The following is a 17,985-nucleotide window of genomic DNA, read 5'->3' on the forward strand; positions in this document are numbered from 1 at the left end:
ATAGATAAAGCGACGAACGTTTGATTGCCATACATAATGATAGTCAATGATGATGGGTAAGCTCATATAACAATGCTACATTAAATCATAGGTCTTCATTTTTTTGCGCAAAGTGCCTCGATTTAGGCCTAATATCTGAGCACATTTGGTTTGGTTGCCTCTTGTTTTTTCTAGAACGACAGATAAGAGAGGCTCTTCGACTTGCTTTAAAATCAATTCATATAAATCAGTGGGCATCTCATCTCCTAGCATCGCAAAGTACTGACGCACCACACGCTCTACATGAACTCGTAGAGGTTGCTGCGCACTACTTGTATAGTTTTGACTAGCAAAATCAAAGCCGTGCGTAGGTGGCTGGTATTCGTCTTTATTATAATCGGCAGGGTGCTCAGAGCTTTTAGCAAAATGATTGGCATTATGCTGTGCATGAGGTGCCATAAAATAATATCCTTGAGATGAAGAAAAATTCTGATTGTGAGGGGTCAGAACCATAGTATATCAAATTAATATCGCCTAGCGCTGATAGATTCATCGTTATCTTGGCTATCACGGTTTAATTGAAAATGAATTTACGGTGTGTTTTCTACTCACACTTACCTATATATGACACTCTAATCTAATAAAGAGCGGTCATAGTAATGTCGCGAATTTGCGCATTAGCCACAGGAATAGTAAATAAAAGCTGTCTATCTGTATTGGCAGCTAACTGACTTTGCTTGCCTAATAAATAATCGTTTGGATCTGCAATAAACTCTCCAATAATCTCATCTTTACCATAAACGCTTATTTTTACATTAGGATATAGTTGTGATTGCGGGCTCCCATTACTTAGAGTAGCGCCTATATCACTAAATGTACCAGCAGTTTTAATCTGACTGCTTCTATGAAAGGTATTGTTGATGGTAAGCGCTGATAAGTCTGCACTGGGCAAGCTGCAGGCAGCGACAGAGCAGATCGATTGGAGACGCTGAGCATAGGCTGGGTTTTTGACTAAATTTTCTAAGTTAAAAATAACATACTGAGCCGCGAGTAGGAGTGCTAAGACCAAACAACCTAATATCCATAACAATGATGCAATTGAACGTGTCGTTTGGGCTGGTGCAAACGGTAGCTGTGTTTTTCTTAAGCGATCGTCGGCAGCAGGGTCTTCATCTTTAACGGGTACACCCATATCAGAGAGAAGCTGTGATAGATCTGTATCATCTGGTGGTGTTTCTTCGTCTTGATTTTGTTCTTCTAATAGTTTTTGCAGCCATGAATTGTTATCAGTACTCTCAACATTGGCATGAATATCATTGGCCGCTGCCGAGCTGAGCATGTCCTGTGTTGATGAGGATGCTGATATTGTACTAGTAGATGGTTTTTTGGTTGATGAATTAGAGCTTTTGATAGTTTCTTTAGAAAGGGGCGCTTTTGGTTTTTCTGTGGTTGCTACGCTAGGACTGGTATTACTGGCTTGGGTTAACCATGCATCCATACTATCTAATGAGTCATACTCTTGAACGTCTTCTTCTGGCTCGTCTATATCCATATCATCATAGATTAAGTCGTCATGAATCAAAGTATCAGATGATTTTTTCTTACTGATTGAAGATGTAGGGCGATTTGGCACACTTTGAAGTTTATGCTGATTACTACTAGTAGTCGCTTTTTTCTCGTTCAAAATTGGTTTAGTTTGAGCTGTTTGTTGAGCAGGAATATTTTTTTGTGGTGTTGGTTTTTGAATAACCTCAGAATTTACCACAAGATGCTTATTGACCAAAAAACTTTGCTGGCACCGATCACAGCTGATGGTAGCATTGACTTGATTCAGTTGAGTTTGTTTAACGCTATAGCAAGCTTGGCAATGGGGGCATTGGGTTTTTATTGGCGTGGTCATAGAGGCGAATCCAAAAAAGTATGGTTATCAATACCGCTTAGCCACTCACCAATAGCTGCCCACAATACTCATTGTACTTTTTCAATTTCGATGAATTATGGGCAAAGACAGAGTGGCGTCAAACACATAACATTTGACTGCCCTCTATCGTAACAGATGTAATTAAATGTTGCTAGCTGGTAAATGTACCTGATAAACGCTGCCAGTGCTGGTCTTCTTGCGCAGTAAAAGCATGCTTAGGGTCCAGTGCAAAATATGGCTGATAAGCTTCAGTGACTTGCTCGGTTTGCGATTCAATCAAGCCTGCCAATACGATACGGCCCTTTGGCGCAATCAGTGTTGCAAAGTAAGGTGCTAAACCAACAAGCGGCTTTGCTAAAATATTAGCAACGATCACTTCTACAGGCAACACATCATGTTGTGAGCAATACTCTGTAAATTCTTCTGGCAAAAATGCCTGCAAACGATCGCCTACATTGTTGCGTACCGCATTCTGATTGGTAGCAAGTACCGCCTGCGGGTCGATGTCGACTGCATATACCTGACGTGCACCCAATAGCAAAGCAGCAATCCCTAGAATACCTGAGCCACAACCATAATCGATCACTACTTTGTCTGTTAAGTCTTGCTCTGTTAGCCAGTCTAGACATAGGCGAGTCGTAGCATGATAGCCAGTACCAAATGCCAAGCCTGGGTCCATAATGATATTGGTGGCTTCAGGGTTAGGCGGCGTTAGCCAGTCAGGCACAATCCATAAGTCATTAGCACATTCGATAGGATGATAGTTGCTCATCCACTCGCGCTCCCAATCCTTATCATCAACAGCCGTTAACCAAATACGAGTAGCCTGTACTTGTGCAGCGATTTCATGACTTAATTGCTCAACCGCTTGACGACTGCCCGCATCAGTAGTCGCATCAAATAATCCTGTTAGTATCACCTCATCCCAAAGCGGTGATTCACCTGGAAGTGGCTCAAACAAAGGTTGATCGCCAGCATCGTCTAAAGCGATTGATAATGCGCCTGCTTCTAATAAAAGCGCTTCAGCCAAGTCGACGTTTGATTTTTCGCATTGTAAATGCAGTTGTTGCCATGCCATAAAGATAACCTTAAGCGGAAATAAAAATAAGTGTAGGTGTTAGGGGTTGCCCTAGATAAATCTACATACAATGAAATGCATGATGTATATAGAGGTTTTAACTAATGAGTCTAAAATGTGCAAATATCAGTTATTAGCGTAATGCTTGTTTTGCTTCATTGACTACGCGTGAGTTACCCTGAGCTTGTCCTGATTGTAATATAACTTGCCATAGTGCTCGTCTACGATTACTGTCTTGAGAGACACTAAGACCGCGACGTGCCATCGCTTCTGCCTTACGAGGCTGGTTCTTTTTTAATGCTACTTGTGCCAAATAGAAGTATACCGCCGATGATTTAGGCGCTAAACGCTGCGCACGGGTAAAGCTGCTTTCTGCATTGGTTAGATTGCCCGCTTTCAATTGACTGATACCTACTTGCATCAAATTGCGAAAGGCAGGCAGATTACTGTTGTTGCTGGCAGATTGTTGAGTACGTTGCTGCGAGTTTCTTCTAGCGTGCTCAAGTAACTCATTATGCGACGGTACTGTTGGCTCGGAGATTATATAGTCGTTACGAGAAGGCGCAATGATAACAGGATCAGGCTGCACCACTTCTGGAGCAGGAGGTGTAAATACAGGTGTCTCTTGCGTTAATGGATTTGGTGTTTCGGACTGTTCAACTGCATCGTAAGGCTCGGTTGGATAGTTGCTTTGATCATTTGCTTCCGTGATAGGCGCTTGAGCAGTTGTCGTTGATGGCACGGTCGGTTGTGATGTTGGTAATGTTTGAACAGGCGTGGTTTGCACTGTGGGCGATGTGCTAGGGGCCGTCTGACAAGCACTTAGACTTAGCATGCCAACGATCGCGCTACCTACAAGTAAAGCGTTGCTTGACGTAATTTTATTACGCCATAGCAGCATTGTTTGTTTTACTGAAGTAGTTGTCCGTAAAGATGACACCATCATGTTAAAACCTTTTTTAAATATTAAAAGCTAAATATCAAAAACACTATTAAAGCCATTCAACAGCTAGAACCATTCAACAGCGCGGTCATACCAAGTATCAGCACGGTCTTCATCACCTTCACTTTGCTCGCTGCTACCTTCTGCACCCTCAGATTCAACAGCTTCGCCATTTGGAATCTCTAAACCTTCGCGGCGACGTTGTTGATTGATATCACCTTGCTGATTTTGGAATTGTATCTGTTCACGAGCACGATCTTGCTGGTATAGGCTTAGCGCACAACTACTGGCTTCTTCTGGTAAATGAGCTGACATTACTGGTAGGTAGCGAGCGTTGGCACAGCGTTCATTAGACAGTTTGCCTGAGTTATTCTCTAGCCATAACCACTCGATACCTTCTGGCTCTGGTAGAGCAACCGGAGTCAGTTTTAGACGTTTCATATAATCTACCCAAACTGGTAAGGCGCCAGTACCACCACTCAAGCCAATCGGTTTATTATCATCACGACCAACCCAAACGACACTCACATAGTTGCCACTATAGCCTGCAAACCAAGCATCACGGTAATCGTTTGTCGTACCCGTTTTTCCTGCTAGGTTTAAATTACTACCGAGCGATTGTGCACGTCTAGCCGTACCATTTGAGACGACTTGCTGTAATGCATAGTTGGTCAAAAAGTTGGTTTCAGGTGGAATACTGCGCTGAGTGTTAAGCCCAGTACGCTGTAAGATACGGCCGCGATCATCAATGACAGTACGAATACTATGAATAGGAGTGCGGAAGCCACCAGTGGCAAATACTTGGTAAATACCAAGCATATCCATCGGGCTCAAATTAACTGAGCCTAGTAACGCTGATGGGTAAGGTGGGATTTTTTCTTTGATACCCATGCGCTGTAATTGCTTGGCAAAGGTATTAACGCCGAACTCCATACCTAAGCGTACTGCCGCTTGGTTATAGGATTGAGACAGTGCCGTGGTAAATGGTACATAGCCATGATCACGGTTGTCGTAGTTTTTAGGGTTCCAGTCAGTACCATCGTTTAGATTGACCGTAATAGGGGAGTCATCTACTGAACTGGCCAAGTTATAACGACCGCTCTCAAGCGCAGTCATATAAATGATAGGCTTCAGCAACGAGCCGACTTGACGTTTGGCATCGACCGCACGGTTAAACCCTGTAAATTCACTACCACTACCTACAACAGACACGAGCTCGCCAGTCTCAGGATTGGCACTGACTAATGCACCTTGCAAGTCCTTAGTTTTGCTACTGTTACGGCGCAGTTCACCAAGTTTTCTATCAACGGCTTTATCTGCGGCCAATTGAGCGATAGGGTCTAGAGTACTGATAATAATTAGACCTTCGTTCTTGAGGTCATCAGAATAATAGACGGTATTTAGCTCACGTTTGACAATATCTAAGAAGTCAGGGAACTGGCTTTTGCCTTCAGCAGGCTTATCCACGATGCCAAGTGGTTGCTTTAAGGCTTTATCGTAGTCTTCTTGGCTCAATGTGCCCATTGTCAGCATATTGTTAAGCACCACATCACGGCGTGCTTTTGAGTCATTTGGATTACGACGTGGATTATAGATACTTGGGCCTTTTGCCATACCAACCAGCATTGCTTGCTGATCTAAGCGCAGCTCATTAAGAGGTTTGTCAAAATAAAACTGTGATGCTAGGCCAAAACCATTGATAGAGCGGTTGCCATTTTGACCCAGATAAATCTCATTCAAATAGGTCTGTAAAATTTCATCTTTACTGTAATGAAGCTCAAGGAGCACGGCCATCAATGCTTCATTGGCTTTGCGTTTGATGGTGCGATCTGAATTGAGATAGAAGTTTTTGATCAGCTGCTGGGTGATGGTCGAGCCACCTTGTCTGGCACCACCAGTAAAGTTATTGATTACGGCACGGGCGATACCACGTACCGATACCCCTTTATGCTCATAAAACGCGCGATCTTCGGTAGCGATAAGGGCATCAATTAACGGCTGAGGCACTTCGTCCAAAGACACAACCATCCGATCTTCATTACTGTCTGGATAGATACCACCGATATTGACAGGCTCTAGACGAATGATGCCGCTTTTGGCAGGCAGAGTACTCTGGATAGATTCTACTTTATTGCCAGAAATTGTCATTTTGATGACTTGCTCGGCATCTTTATCATTGGCGCTATACGTAAAGCCGCGCGTGTGAATAAAGTAAGTATTACCTGTTCGATGATAGGTGCCTGTACGATCATAAGCTTTGTTGCTTTGATAATTAAGCAACTCTAGCCATGTCTTCATCGTATCTCTATCGACATTGGCACCTTGATACAGCTCAAGCGGCTGCGAATACACTTTGGCTGGAATGTCCCAGCGCTTGCCCTCAAACTTATGAGTAATGGTGCGATCAAGTTTGATCAAATATAGCGCCAACAGCACCATGCCTGCGATGATGGTAATTAATAGCAGACTACTAAAGACCAAGCCGCGCTGCTGCGAGGGTAGCGTGCGCATAGCAGACTTAGATGACGCTGATAACTTGGTATTTGGTAACTTGTAATTAGGTTTTTGCACGGATGTCGCACCATTTTTGGATAAAAAACTGCCTCATAATGACGCAAATTGATAAATTTTTCAATCTATCATCGTCAACGCGGGCATTTATTGGTCGTAGACCATGAGCGATGATACTGTTCATAGCGATAGCTTATAGTATAATCCCTATTAAAATACCGATACTTGTAATAAAGCGTCAGTCACTTTCAATCTGGTAGATAAACGCCATATAAGATAACAATTTACGATTGCCCTCACGATGTATTTTGTATGAATTCGCTGTTGCTAATTGTTTGCTATTAGCCGTTTGTTATTAATAATGTGCCACTAACTAGTGGTAGTGATATTCATGTGATTAAAAACGGCTCTATTGCATGACGTACAGTACAGTCAATACGAGCAAGTTTGCTTTAAATGAATGCATTTTAAGCAAGCCTGTCAAAGGAAGTAAGCGCGACTATGTCTAGTATCCAATCATCAGTATCATCTGCTACCAATCATTCTTATGAAGACACTTCTATCATCGAAGGCTTAGTGCTTCCGCTGGCTGATCACTGTTTCCACTGTGGTGACCCTGTACCTCAGCCACCGTTTCATGCTGAGATATTAGGTCAGTCACGAGAAATGTGTTGTATGGGCTGTCAGTTAGCTGCCCAAAGCATTGTAGAGGCTGGTCTTGAGCAATACTATCTTGACCGATCGGAAATTAACCGCACGGCAAGTTTGCCAACTCAGCTGACTCGCCTCGAAGTTTACGATCATGACGAAATAAAATCGCAATTCGTTTACGCGCAAGATGGCATGTCAGTAGCAGAGCTGTCGGTCAATAACTTACGCTGTGCTGCCTGTACGTGGCTGATTGAGTCGCGTCTCGATGAGCTAGAGGGTATTGGTAAATGTCAGGTAAATTTGACCAACCAACGTATGCGGGTCATTTGGGATGAGAGCAAATTACCCATCAGTCGCATTTTAGCGGTCATCAACGAAATCGGCTACGAAGCCAAGCCTTATCGCCAAGATACTCACGAAGCTATGCTGGCACGTCATAATAATCAAATGCTATTGCGTCTCGGCATCGCTGCACTAGGTTCGATGCAAGCGATGATGTATGCCGTTGCGCTGTATTTTGGCGAGTATAGCGACATGTTGATATTTCAGCGTGATTTTTTGCGTTGGGTGTCTTTATTTGTGAGTACGCCTGTATTTTTCTATGCTGGTATTCCTTTTTTTACCTCTGCATGGTCAGCAATTCGTGCGCGCCAAGTCAATATGGATGTGCCCGTCAGTCTTGCGTTGATTATTACTTTCTTTGCCAGTCTCTACGCTACCATCACTGGGCAAGGGGAGACGTATTATGACTCGGTCAGTATGTTTATCTTCTTTTTGTTGGCAGGGCGTTATATCGAGCACAATGCACGTCTAAAAGCCGCGACTATGGCTAATGATTTGGTCGTGGTTGAACCAGTACTGGTGCAAAAAGTCGCTGAAGATAAAGCCGCTGCCGAGCGTATTTTGCAGCGGCTTACAGAAAATAAGTCTCAACAAAGTGAAGCTATCGAAGATAATGCTCAAAAGGGTTCGAGTGTGGCGGCTGAAGTCATGCCTGATTTTATGCAGCGTATGGATGCCAATGTTCATCAGCTCACATCGCGTATCGCTCAAGACTGGCAGCAGTCACGCAACCAACAGAATGTGCAATCACAACCCGAAGGCGATATAGAGTCAAAGCAAATGGTCACCGCTCATAGTTTACAAGTGGGCGACATTATTTTGGTTGAAGCGGGCTCTGAGATTATCAGTGATGGCATCTTGCTAAGTTCTACCGCAACGGTGTCACAAAGTCTACTGACGGGCGAGGGTGATTTAATCATCAAATCTCAAGGCGATTATATTGTTGGTGGTGCACAAAATGACAGCCAGCCGTTTGAGATGCTAGTCACCGCCTTGCCAAAAGACAGCCAGATAGGCTTAATTGATCGATTGATGAATCGTGCCATGAGCGAAAAACCCAAATTGGCGCAGCAAGCAGATAAGTTGGCGCGTTGGTTTGTGGCACGTATTTTGGTTTTATCCGCCTTAGTATTTGTCGGCTGGTATATTGTTGACCCAAGCCAAGCCATTTGGGCAACCGTGGCAGTCTTAGTCGCTACTTGTCCATGTGCTCTGTCGTTGGCAACGCCGATTGCCTTGACCGTCTCAACCAATCGTCTGGCAAGCTATGGTTTTTTGACGACGCGTGGCCATACCTTACAAACGCTAGCTGAAATCACGCACGTTGCTTTTGATAAGACAGGCACGCTGACTTATGGTAAGCCAAATTTATTAAATATCGAATTAATCACACCAAAAAGCCAGACCGAAATTGACGATTTATCATTAATAGCGCAAAAAGATACGCTATTGGCCATTGCAGCTGCGCTAGAAGTGGGAAGTCGTCATCCCATTGCCCACGCATTACTGACGGCGGCCTATCAGTTACACCTGCCATCGACACAAGCCGTACAGCATTATCCAGCAGGCGGTGTAGAAGCGATGATTGATGGCACTGTATATCGAATCGGTCACAAGGACTTTGCGTTAGACAGAACAGATAATAGCGGCAATGATATAGATGCAAACGATGATTTAACCATCGATCTGGTAGCTCAGCGAGCCAGCTCAGCAGTCGTGTTATCTCGTCAAAATATTGATGATAATGAATGGCAGGCGCTGGCGTGCTTTTACTTTAACGACAAAGTACGGGATAGCGCTAAGTCCCTGCTCGATACGCTCAAAGGACTAGGTATCGAGTCTGTTATGTTGACAGGTGATCCAAGCCCGCAAGCGTTAGTGATGGCTGAGAACTTGGGAATGCAATCTGCATACAACGGACTATCACCAACCGATAAGGTCAATCATATTCAGCAGTTGCAAGCTAACGGTGCTGTGGTATTGATGGTAGGTGATGGTATCAACGATGCACCAGTGCTAGCAGCAGCAGATGTGTCGACCTCGATTGCAGGTGCGGCAGACTTAGCACAAGTATCTAGTGATAGTATTATCTTAAATGGACAAATCGAGGCCATCACTGCGGCTAAACGTATCTCTGATAAGACGGAACGTATTATCAAGCAAAACTTCCGTTGGGCACTCGCTTACAACAGTATCGTCCTGATACCAGCGGCTTTAGGTTATGTACCACCATGGCTCGCTGCAATTGGTATGTCGCTCAGTTCGCTATTTGTCGTATTAAATGCATTACGCTTAAAACGTGCTTAGTCTCTTTAAAAAGCATTTAATGTAAACAGGTCTGTAAAGTTTGCCCACAAAAAAACCGCCTTCCATCAAATGAAGGGCGGTTTTTTTCTATACAAAGATACTATTAGACAGCTCTTACAATTAGTCTTGTAGATAGCTTAGCAGACGCATAAATTCGATATACATCCAGACTAAGGTCGCAAGAATACCAATACTGAACAGCCACTCGTAATCTTCAGAAACACCCATCGCAACACCGCGATCAATATTATCGAAATCTAACAGCAAGGTGAAAGAAGCGATAACGATGACAAATAAGCTAAAGCCAATAGCGATAGCGCCACCTTCAAATAGGAACGGTAATGATGAGCCAAACGCTAGAGAAAGTACCCACTGTGCTACATAGACAAGCATGATAGCAATAACCGCCGAGGTCACAATAGAGCGGAACTTTTCAGTAACTTTAACTAAACCTGAACGATATAAACCTAGCATAACCGCAGCTGTGACGAAAGTTGCGCACATTGCAGTGACTGGTACTGTTGGATACATTCTCATGAAAAATAATGAGATACCGCCCAAAAATATGCCTTCTAACAAGGCGTAAGGCACTGCCAAAGTCTTGGCTTTTTGCGGCTTGAAGGTAATAAAAAGAGCCAGAACAAACGCAGCAATCATGCTACCAAAGGCTGCCATCGTAATAAAACCTTGCGATAAACCTGCCATAAGCGCATAAAAGAAAAAGCCCACACCAGTAATGGCTGATAAACCAAGTAATAAGCTGGTCTTTTGAATTACACCCTTGACCGTCATTGGATTACCGCCGATCGCAAGTTCTGCGCGACTGACAATAGGATTGGCCATACATAAGTCCTTAATAATAAAATATAAAAATAGTGATGTTAGTTACTTTAGCAAAACCGCTATTATTGTCAACTGTGTTTGCGTGACAACTACTGCGGCGCGACCTTTGGCTGCTCATTGGCTAGCGCATTGAGCCACTGTACCGCTCAATACGCTAATCGAAAAACTGAGCAGATAGATTCGGCTAAGTAAAACATTCGATAGCTTTTATATGGGGTCAGTTACGACAGTTAACAACGATAATTCATAAACATGCTAGTCTAAGCGCGCATTTATCGCTATCATTACCTTGTACTTCACCGTTATACCGAGTCGTTTTATGGAAAACTCAGCGCAGTCAGCAAGATTGCCACACTTACATGAATCAGAGCTATTCCACGCTATTAAAAACCCCGCCTTTAGGCGCATTGGTCTAATGGGACGTGCTGGTAAACGTAGTGTCACTCAAAGCTTGGTACAGATTGCCCAAACCGTCAATGACATGAATTTGACGTTGATAATGGATGTACAAACGGCCAATTTGCCAACGCTTGATCTCACAGACATAGAAAGAGTCAAAATCGTCAAACGTGGTTTGATTGGTGAGATTTGTGATTTGGTTATTGTGGTTGGCGGTGATGGTTCGATACTACATGCCGCTGAAGCGCTAGCACGCTACCGTGTACCTGTATTAGGGGTTAACCGTGGTCGTTTAGGGTTCTTAGCAGATGTAAAACCTGATGAAGCTGCGTTTAAGTTACGCCAAGTATTGATGGGAGACTATCAACTGGATCATCGGTTTTTATTGACGATGGAGATACGAGAAGGTCGCAAAATTATCCATGAAGACATGGCCCTGAACGACATCGTACTGCATGCTGGTAAATCCGTACATATGATTGATTTTCAGATGAAAATTGATGGACATGACGTTTATAGACAGCATAGTGATGGCTTGATAGCGGCAACACCGACTGGCTCTACCGCTTATGCCTTATCAGGTGGTGGTCCAATCATTCATCCGAGTATGGACGCTATTTGTCTGGTGCCGATGCATCCCCATACGTTATCTAGCAGACCGATTGTGGTCAGTGGTAATAGTGAGGTCTGTATTCGTATCCACGAAGACAATCGTACTCAGCCGATGGTGAGTGCGGACGGTAAGCCAAGCGTGCCACTTGAGCAAGAGCAACGTCTCCATATTCGTAAGCATCCTGATAAGCTTACTTTGTTGCACCCACCTGGGTTTGACTTTTATGAGGCCTGCCGTACAAAGTTGCACTGGAACGTACATGCCGAAGAATTCAGTCTTGATGTCGATGATGATATTATAGACGATGAATAAGCGTATCTATTAGACCCAAATATGATGCAAAAAATGGTAGTGGAGAGTAGGCAAGATGGATAAACAAACAATACTAGCAAGTCTAACGCCCGAAGTGGTTGATAAGTTTCGTATGGCGATTGAGCTAGGTAAATGGCCTGACGGTCGTAAGATTACCGCTGAGCAGCGTGAGACTTGTATGCAAGCAGTGATGGTATGGGAGCATGAGCATCTGCCGCCAGCTGAGCGTACAGGTTATATTCATAAACCTGTAAAAGACGATGGTACTGTCGTTGGCGCTGAATGTGATGTCGAGCACGAGCATCACTATCCTAATATGCCAAATCCTAAAGGTGCAGTACAGCCTGTTAAGTTTCGTGATAAATAGATTTATAAATAAGTTGTAATAGTTGTTATAAAAACACTCATCATAAAAAAGCCACGCTATATAGCGTGGCTTTTTTTACTTTACCAATAATTAAATCATCAGAAATAGCTTAATCACTATAAATGATTAAATAGCAGTCGTATCGACACTAGGACGAACCGTTAGCGGGTTCTTTTGCATCAAAAATCCTTGCCAACCCCAATGTAAAAAATTACGGATATTGGCATGATCGGTACCGTTAGGCGTTGCTTGAACCTTGGCATAGTGTTCGCCAAATAATTTAAGCGTGTCCAATTGGTTCAAACCATGGTGCTTAGCAAAACCAAAAATCTTTGCGCTACCTTCGTTCTCACCGGCTGTATTATGTACCATCCCATTTACAAAAGGGGCAGGTGCATAGCGATAAAAATCATCGATAAAGCTGATGACATCATTGAATCCAATGGCTTTTTTGTTCAAACCATTAAGTAATGCCGATACATCTGATTGGCGGATACTCATAAATAAATGACCTCAGAGCAGATTAAAAAAACAATATAATATTTATGTGTGCTCAATGATGATAGTAGCCGTTGAGCGTTCAGCATTATAATTTAGCTAGCTTAGCGATTAAAGTAGTCTTCGTCATCAAACGAAGGCGAAAAGTTGCCTTGCTCAAGATGCTGCATCTGCGACTGTACAGAACGCTCATGCTGAATACGTTGATAAATCTCTTCGCGGTGTACTGCAATATCTTTAGGTGCGTTTACACCGATACGTACTTGATTGCCTTTGACGCCTAGAACCGTCACACTTACTTCGTCGCCAATCATTAGCGTTTCGCCCACGCGGCGTGTCAAAATTAACATGCGTCACACTCCTTATGTCGCATCAACAAATTATTACTCATCAGATTACTTCTCAATTGCAGAACATCACCGCAGCACCAAACATGCAATATAACCATTATCACGATGCTCGATATCGTGCCAATAGCGGTAATGATAGGTAGATTCATTTAGCCCAAATGAAAGCCCCATTATAGGCGGCATAACAGATACTGTCACGGTTTTTCACAAAACTATTAGGTAAATGCTCATTTCAACTATGCTAAAAAATAAAAATAGGACCTAAAAAGATCCTATTTTATTTAAGTACTGTATTTATTTAGATATTATTAATTTAAACGCTATTAATCCATATGCTGTTTATCTACATACTATATAAAGTCATTAATAGCGGTTAATAGATAACCATCAATACTAATAATATATTTTAACAGTTTTTATGTCTTATAGCCCAGCGATTTTGCTTTCACCGTCTTCACGATCTAGGCCAAATGCCGTGTGCAACGACTTAACGGCTTTTTCTAAGTGTTGATCTTGAATCAGAACTGACACTTTGATTTCGCTGGTTGAAATCATTTGGATGTTGATGTTGTTTTCAGCCAGTGTTTGGAACATAAGACTAGCAACACCAGCGTGTGAACGCATGCCAACACCAACTAGTGACACTTTAACAACTTCACTGTTGCCCAATATTTCTTTGGCGCCAATTTCATCTTTCACTTCTTCGTTAAGTACTTTTAGCGTCTTATCTAAATCAGTGCGGTTAACCGTGAAAGTAAAATCAGTAGTACCGTTATCCGAAAGATTTTGTACAATCATATCGATTTCGATATTGGCACGACCAATTGGGCTTAAGATAGCAGAGGCGATACCAGGATGGTCAGGCACGCCGCGTACTAAGATTTTTGCTTCGTCTCTGTTGAACGCGATACCTGAGATGATTGCCTGTTCCATATTGTCTCCTTCGTCTATCGTAATTAGGGTACCCACGTTGTCTTGAAATTCTTGGTCAAAGCTACCGTCTGTGTTTTCATCAAAGCTAGAGAGTACACGCAGCGGCACGCCATATTTACCAGCGAATTCTACTGAGCGAATCTGTAGAATCTTGGAGCCAAGACTTGCCATTTCAAGCATTTCTTCAAACGTAATTTTTTCAAGCTTTTTGGCTTTTGAGGTCACACGAGGGTCAGTGGTATAGACACCATCGACATCGGTATAAATTTGACACTCATCAGCGCCTAAGGCCGCAGCAATCGCCACACCTGTGGTATCAGAACCGCCGCGCCCTAATGTGGTCGCGTTGCCTTCTTCATCGATACCTTGGAAACCTGCCACAATAACGATATTGCCAGCATCTAATTGCTCACGTATGTTTTTGTCATCGATGCTTTCGATACGGGCTTTGTTATGGGCGTTGTCGGTTTTAATCGCGACTTGGCGACCAGTCATTGAACGGGCACCAATACCAAGCTCTTTAATCGCCATGGCAAGTAGAGAGATAGAAACCTGCTCACCTGTTGAGACCATTTGATCGTATTCGCGAGGATCAGGCTGCGTGCTAATTTGGCGAGCTAGATCGATTAAACGGTTGGTTTCGCCGCTCATGGCTGAGACCACGACGACCACTTGATGACCATTGTCATGCCAGCGTTTGACTCGTTTGGCGACGTTTTTGATGCGGTCGATACTGCCCATCGAGGTGCCGCCGTATTTCTGTACTATTAACGCCATAAAAATCTACCTATTTATTCAATAATGACTTTTTATTGTCATTGAGGAGAGTCAATGTGATGCTCGTCAATGCTTGTATAGATAAAGCCAGATGATAAGAGTTATGTCTTTAGGTTTTTCATCCTTCTAATGGTATATATCAACCTTATGGAATGAACAATATGCCCAAACGTTGACCTTTATACCATATCTACCGCATAACTTTAAGCCTCAGGAGCGCTTAGATGTATGGCGATTGGTTATAGTAGTTATAACCAATCACGTATTCTATGCGTAGTAGAGTAAAGCTATGCGATAAATATAAGTTACATTGTGAGACGCTATACCAGTATATTCGCGAGTTTAATATTCGCTAGCTTAGCTAAGCTGGGTTTCAATCCAAGCAGGTAGAGCACTAATAACCGCTGCACTGTTACCAGACTTCGGTGCGCCGCCTTGTGCGTAGTCAGGCTTACCACCACCTTTACCGCCAAGCTCACCTGCCAAATGACGAATAATATCACCAGCCTTCACTTTGGCAGTAACAGATTTTGCGACGCTCGCTGCGAGTGCTAATTGGTCATCTTTATCACCAATTAATACAATCACGCTATCAGGCAGTTTTGATTTGATATCGTCCATCAGCGTACGGATGGATTTACCATCGATACCGCTTAAAGTGCTGATAAGAACCGGGGTACCTGTGATCGTTTGTACATCATCAAGCAAGTTGGCTGCTTGAGCACTGGCGATTTTTTGCTCTAAGCGCTCTAGTTGTTTTTCTAGGTCGCGTTGCTTATCTGCCATAGTACGGACGCGCTGCGCCACTTCAGGACGTTTTACTTTCAGCTGACTTGCCAACTCGCTCAGTTGTTGCTCGCTTTGCTGAATATTTTTGACCGCGTTCATGCCAGTGACAGCTTCAACTCGGCGGATGCCAGCCGCAATACCAGACTCACTGGTGATTTTTAGCACACCGATATCGCCCGTACGCTGTACGTGCAAGCCACCACATAGCTCGATAGAGAAAGGCTTGCGCTGACCATCGATGATACGGTCTGTACCCATGGTTAGGACTCGAACGTCACTGCCATACTTTTCACCAAACAGTGCCATAGCGCCTTGGTTCATCGCTTCGTCAATCGACATGTGCTCGATACGGGCAGGGGTGTTGGCTTGAATTTGCTCATTAACGAGACGTTCGACACGCATGATTTCAGCGGCGCTGACAGGCTTATCGTAAGCAAAGTCAAAACGTAGTACTTCGCTTGAAACTAGTGAGCCTTTTTGCGTGACCGCATCGCCTAGCACTTCTCTTAGCGCTGCATGCAATAGGTGAGTGGCCGAATGGTTTTTGGCACTGGCTGCACGAATGCTAGACAGTACTTGCGCTTCAGCGGTTTGCTTAGTACTGATATCGCCCATGGTCACGACACCATAATGGATAATCGCCTGACCAGATTTTTTGGTATCTTGTACTTCAAAGACGCCAGATGCTGTACGAATTTCACCAAGCTCACCAACTTGACCACCACCTTCAGCATAAAATGGGGTGCGATCCAATACCACAACGCCTTCCATGCCTTCTGTTAAGCTGTCTGCTGGGTTGCCGTCTTTATAAAGCGCGTCAATAGTCACGCCGTCTTCTTCAAGCTGCTCATAGCCGATAAATGTCGTTGGCGTTTCTACTTGGATGACACTGCTATAATCGACGTCAAACTTGCCAGCATCACGCGCACGCTCACGTTGTGCCTGCATATGCTCATCAAATTCTGCTTCATCAATAGCGATACCACGCTCACGAGTGATATCAGCAGTCAAATCAAGTGGGAAACCATAGGTATCATAAAGCTTAAAGGCGGCTTCGCCAGATAGCGTATCGCCATCTTGTAAGCCTTCAAGTTCGCTGGCAAGTAAACGTAAGCCTTGGGCCAATGTTTTAGCAAACTGTGCTTCTTCTTTTTGAATAGCACTTTCGATGACGCTTTGCTTGTCCTTTAGCTCAGGATAGGCACTGCCCATTTCAGCCACAAGCGGCGCTACCATCTTATAGAAAAACTCACTATCAGCGCCAAGCTTGTTGCCATGACGTACCGCACGACGAATGACACGGCGCAATACATAGCCGCGACCTTCATTACTTGGCGTAACACCATCAGCAATCAAAAACGCCACGGCACGAATATGGTCGGCGATGACTTTTAGTGATGATTGTTGCTCGTTATTGATCTCTAGGATGTCAGCTGCCGCATCCATCAAATGGACAAATAAATCGATTTCGTAGTTGCCATGGACACCTTGCATAATGGCACTAATACGCTCAAGCCCCATGCCTGTGTCGACGCTAGGTGCTGGCAGTGGTAATAGCGTGCCGTCTTTTTGACGATTGAACTGCATGAATACGCAGTTCCAAATCTCAATATAGCGATCGCCGTCTTCTTCTGGGGTACCTGGCAAGCCGCCTTCAATATCGGCGCCATGATCATAAAAGACTTCGGTGCAAGGACCACAAGGACCCGTATCACCCATCGTCCAAAAGTTATCAGAAGCGTAAGGAGCCCCTTTGTTATCACCAATACGAATGATGCGCTCACTTGGAATACCGATGTTTTTATTCCAAATCTCAAAAGCTTCGTCATCAGTTTCATAGATAGTGACATAGAGACGATCTTTATCAATCGCTAACCATTTATCTGAGGTCAAAAACTCCCAGATATACTCGATACCTGATTGCTTGAAGTAATCGCCAAACGAAAAATTACCAAGCATTTCAAAGAACGTATGATGACGGGCAGTATAGCCGACGTTATCTAAGTCATTATGTTTGCCGCCAGCACGTACGCACTTTTGAGAGGTTACCGCACGTGTATAGTCACGTGGCTCCATACCCAAAAAGGTTTCTTTAAACTGATTCATACCGGCATTGGTAAATAGCAATGTCGGATCATTGTGTGGAATCAAGCTAGACGATGAAACTTGGGTGTGCTGCTTGCTTATGAAAAAATCGATAAAGGCTTGGCGAATATCGGCTGAGCGAAATGGCTGGCTCACAGCGGCTCCTTACTGACGGATAGAATTGAGTAAATGACATAAAATAATTTTGCAAGCGATTTTAGCACAAACGCCCAAGCTCTTGGTACAAGAGTTATAACTACTAGGTTATTATACGTGTGCTAGTCATT

At 43.7% G+C, this 17,985-nt stretch carries 12 protein-coding genes and 1 pseudogene; 3 read left to right on the forward strand and 10 right to left on the reverse strand.

The annotated features are described in order from the left end of the window. Positions 1 to 75 precede the first annotated feature (75 nt). From fis to mrcB, 5 genes are all read right to left on the reverse strand, one after another. Positions 76 to 438, reverse strand: a complete 363-nt coding sequence (fis, locus tag IEE84_RS13250) for a DNA-binding transcriptional regulator Fis (protein ID WP_191114948.1) — start codon at positions 436 to 438, stop codon at positions 76 to 78. 178 nt (positions 439 to 616) lie between these two features. Further along, entirely contained in the window at positions 617 to 1,879 is a 1,263-nt protein-coding gene (locus IEE84_RS04120) for a DUF3426 domain-containing protein (protein WP_191114949.1), read from the reverse strand. Between the two features lie 172 nt (positions 1,880 to 2,051). Continuing rightward, positions 2,052 to 2,978, reverse strand: coding sequence for a 50S ribosomal protein L11 methyltransferase (gene prmA, locus IEE84_RS04125; protein WP_191114950.1), 927 nt, complete (start codon positions 2,976 to 2,978; stop codon positions 2,052 to 2,054). A gap of 133 nt (positions 2,979 to 3,111) precedes the next feature. Beyond that, the gene (locus tag IEE84_RS04130; RefSeq protein ID WP_224737893.1) at positions 3,112 to 3,924 is read right to left on the reverse strand and encodes a tetratricopeptide repeat protein; all 813 of its coding nucleotides are present in this window, start codon (positions 3,922 to 3,924) and stop codon (positions 3,112 to 3,114) included. Between the two features lie 63 nt (positions 3,925 to 3,987). Further along, positions 3,988 to 6,492: a penicillin-binding protein 1B gene (mrcB, locus tag IEE84_RS04135; protein WP_416383474.1), complete on the reverse strand. Its 2,505-nt coding sequence runs from the start codon at positions 6,490 to 6,492 to the stop codon at positions 3,988 to 3,990. Between the two features lie 441 nt (positions 6,493 to 6,933). Between mrcB and IEE84_RS04140 the strand changes: the two genes are divergently transcribed. Then, the gene (locus IEE84_RS04140; protein ID WP_191114951.1) at positions 6,934 to 9,732 is read left to right on the forward strand and encodes a heavy metal translocating P-type ATPase; all 2,799 of its coding nucleotides are present in this window, start codon (positions 6,934 to 6,936) and stop codon (positions 9,730 to 9,732) included. Between the two features lie 120 nt (positions 9,733 to 9,852). Here IEE84_RS04140 and IEE84_RS04145 read toward each other — a convergent pair whose 3' ends face one another. Continuing rightward, complete coding sequence (locus tag IEE84_RS04145; protein ID WP_057759239.1) at positions 9,853 to 10,575, reverse strand: Bax inhibitor-1/YccA family protein; 723 nt, start codon at positions 10,573 to 10,575, stop codon at positions 9,853 to 9,855. Between the two features lie 415 nt (positions 10,576 to 10,990). Here IEE84_RS04145 and IEE84_RS04150 point away from each other — a divergent pair, with 415 nt between their 5' ends. After that, entirely contained in the window at positions 10,991 to 11,899 is a 909-nt protein-coding gene (locus IEE84_RS04150; RefSeq protein WP_057762401.1) for an NAD(+) kinase, read from the forward strand. 55 nt (positions 11,900 to 11,954) lie between these two features. Beyond that, complete coding sequence (locus IEE84_RS04155; protein WP_102094259.1) at positions 11,955 to 12,266, forward strand: YeaC family protein; 312 nt, start codon at positions 11,955 to 11,957, stop codon at positions 12,264 to 12,266. A gap of 126 nt (positions 12,267 to 12,392) precedes the next feature. Here the strand turns inward: IEE84_RS04155 and IEE84_RS04160 are convergent, their stop codons facing one another. From IEE84_RS04160 to alaS, 4 genes and pseudogenes are all read right to left on the reverse strand, one after another. Next, positions 12,393 to 12,767 carry a HopJ type III effector protein gene (locus tag IEE84_RS04160; protein ID WP_191114952.1) on the reverse strand — a complete coding sequence of 125 codons (375 nt, stop codon included), beginning with the start codon at positions 12,765 to 12,767 and terminating at the stop codon, positions 12,393 to 12,395. 179 nt (positions 12,768 to 12,946) lie between these two features. After that, positions 12,947 to 13,114 (reverse strand): annotated as a pseudogene (csrA, locus tag IEE84_RS04165) (carbon storage regulator CsrA); the annotation flags it as partial. Positions 13,115 to 13,537: 423 nt separating this feature from the next. Continuing rightward, positions 13,538 to 14,824: an aspartate kinase gene (locus IEE84_RS04170; protein ID WP_057759246.1), complete on the reverse strand. Its 1,287-nt coding sequence runs from the start codon at positions 14,822 to 14,824 to the stop codon at positions 13,538 to 13,540. A 357-nt stretch (positions 14,825 to 15,181) separates the two neighbouring features. After that, positions 15,182 to 17,854 carry an alanine--tRNA ligase gene (gene alaS, locus IEE84_RS04175; protein ID WP_191114953.1) on the reverse strand — a complete coding sequence of 891 codons (2,673 nt, stop codon included), beginning with the start codon at positions 17,852 to 17,854 and terminating at the stop codon, positions 15,182 to 15,184. Positions 17,855 to 17,985 lie beyond the last annotated feature (131 nt).

The sequence above is a fragment of the Psychrobacter sp. 28M-43 genome (assembly GCF_014770435.1).
Classification (GTDB): Bacteria; Pseudomonadota; Gammaproteobacteria; order Pseudomonadales; family Moraxellaceae; genus Psychrobacter.

Bases quoted from the DNA above. Each gene is read 5' to 3' on its own strand.
- fis (WP_191114948.1), bottom strand. From the start codon at position 438: ATGGCACCTCATGCACAGCATAATGCCAATCATTTTGCTAAAAGCTCT.
- IEE84_RS04120 (WP_191114949.1), bottom strand. From the start codon at position 1,879: ATGACCACGCCAATAAAAACCCAATGCCCCCATTGCCAAGCTTGCTAT.
- prmA (WP_191114950.1), bottom strand. From the start codon at position 2,978: ATGGCATGGCAACAACTGCATTTACAATGCGAAAAATCAAACGTCGAC.
- IEE84_RS04130 (WP_224737893.1), bottom strand. From the start codon at position 3,924: ATGATGGTGTCATCTTTACGGACAACTACTTCAGTAAAACAAACAATG.
- IEE84_RS04140 (WP_191114951.1), top strand. From the start codon at position 6,934: ATGTCTAGTATCCAATCATCAGTATCATCTGCTACCAATCATTCTTAT.
- IEE84_RS04145 (WP_057759239.1), bottom strand. From the start codon at position 10,575: ATGGCCAATCCTATTGTCAGTCGCGCAGAACTTGCGATCGGCGGTAAT.
- IEE84_RS04150 (WP_057762401.1), top strand. From the start codon at position 10,991: ATGGGACGTGCTGGTAAACGTAGTGTCACTCAAAGCTTGGTACAGATT.
- IEE84_RS04155 (WP_102094259.1), top strand. From the start codon at position 11,955: ATGGATAAACAAACAATACTAGCAAGTCTAACGCCCGAAGTGGTTGAT.
- IEE84_RS04160 (WP_191114952.1), bottom strand. From the start codon at position 12,767: ATGAGTATCCGCCAATCAGATGTATCGGCATTACTTAATGGTTTGAAC.
- IEE84_RS04170 (WP_057759246.1), bottom strand. From the start codon at position 14,824: ATGGCGTTAATAGTACAGAAATACGGCGGCACCTCGATGGGCAGTATC.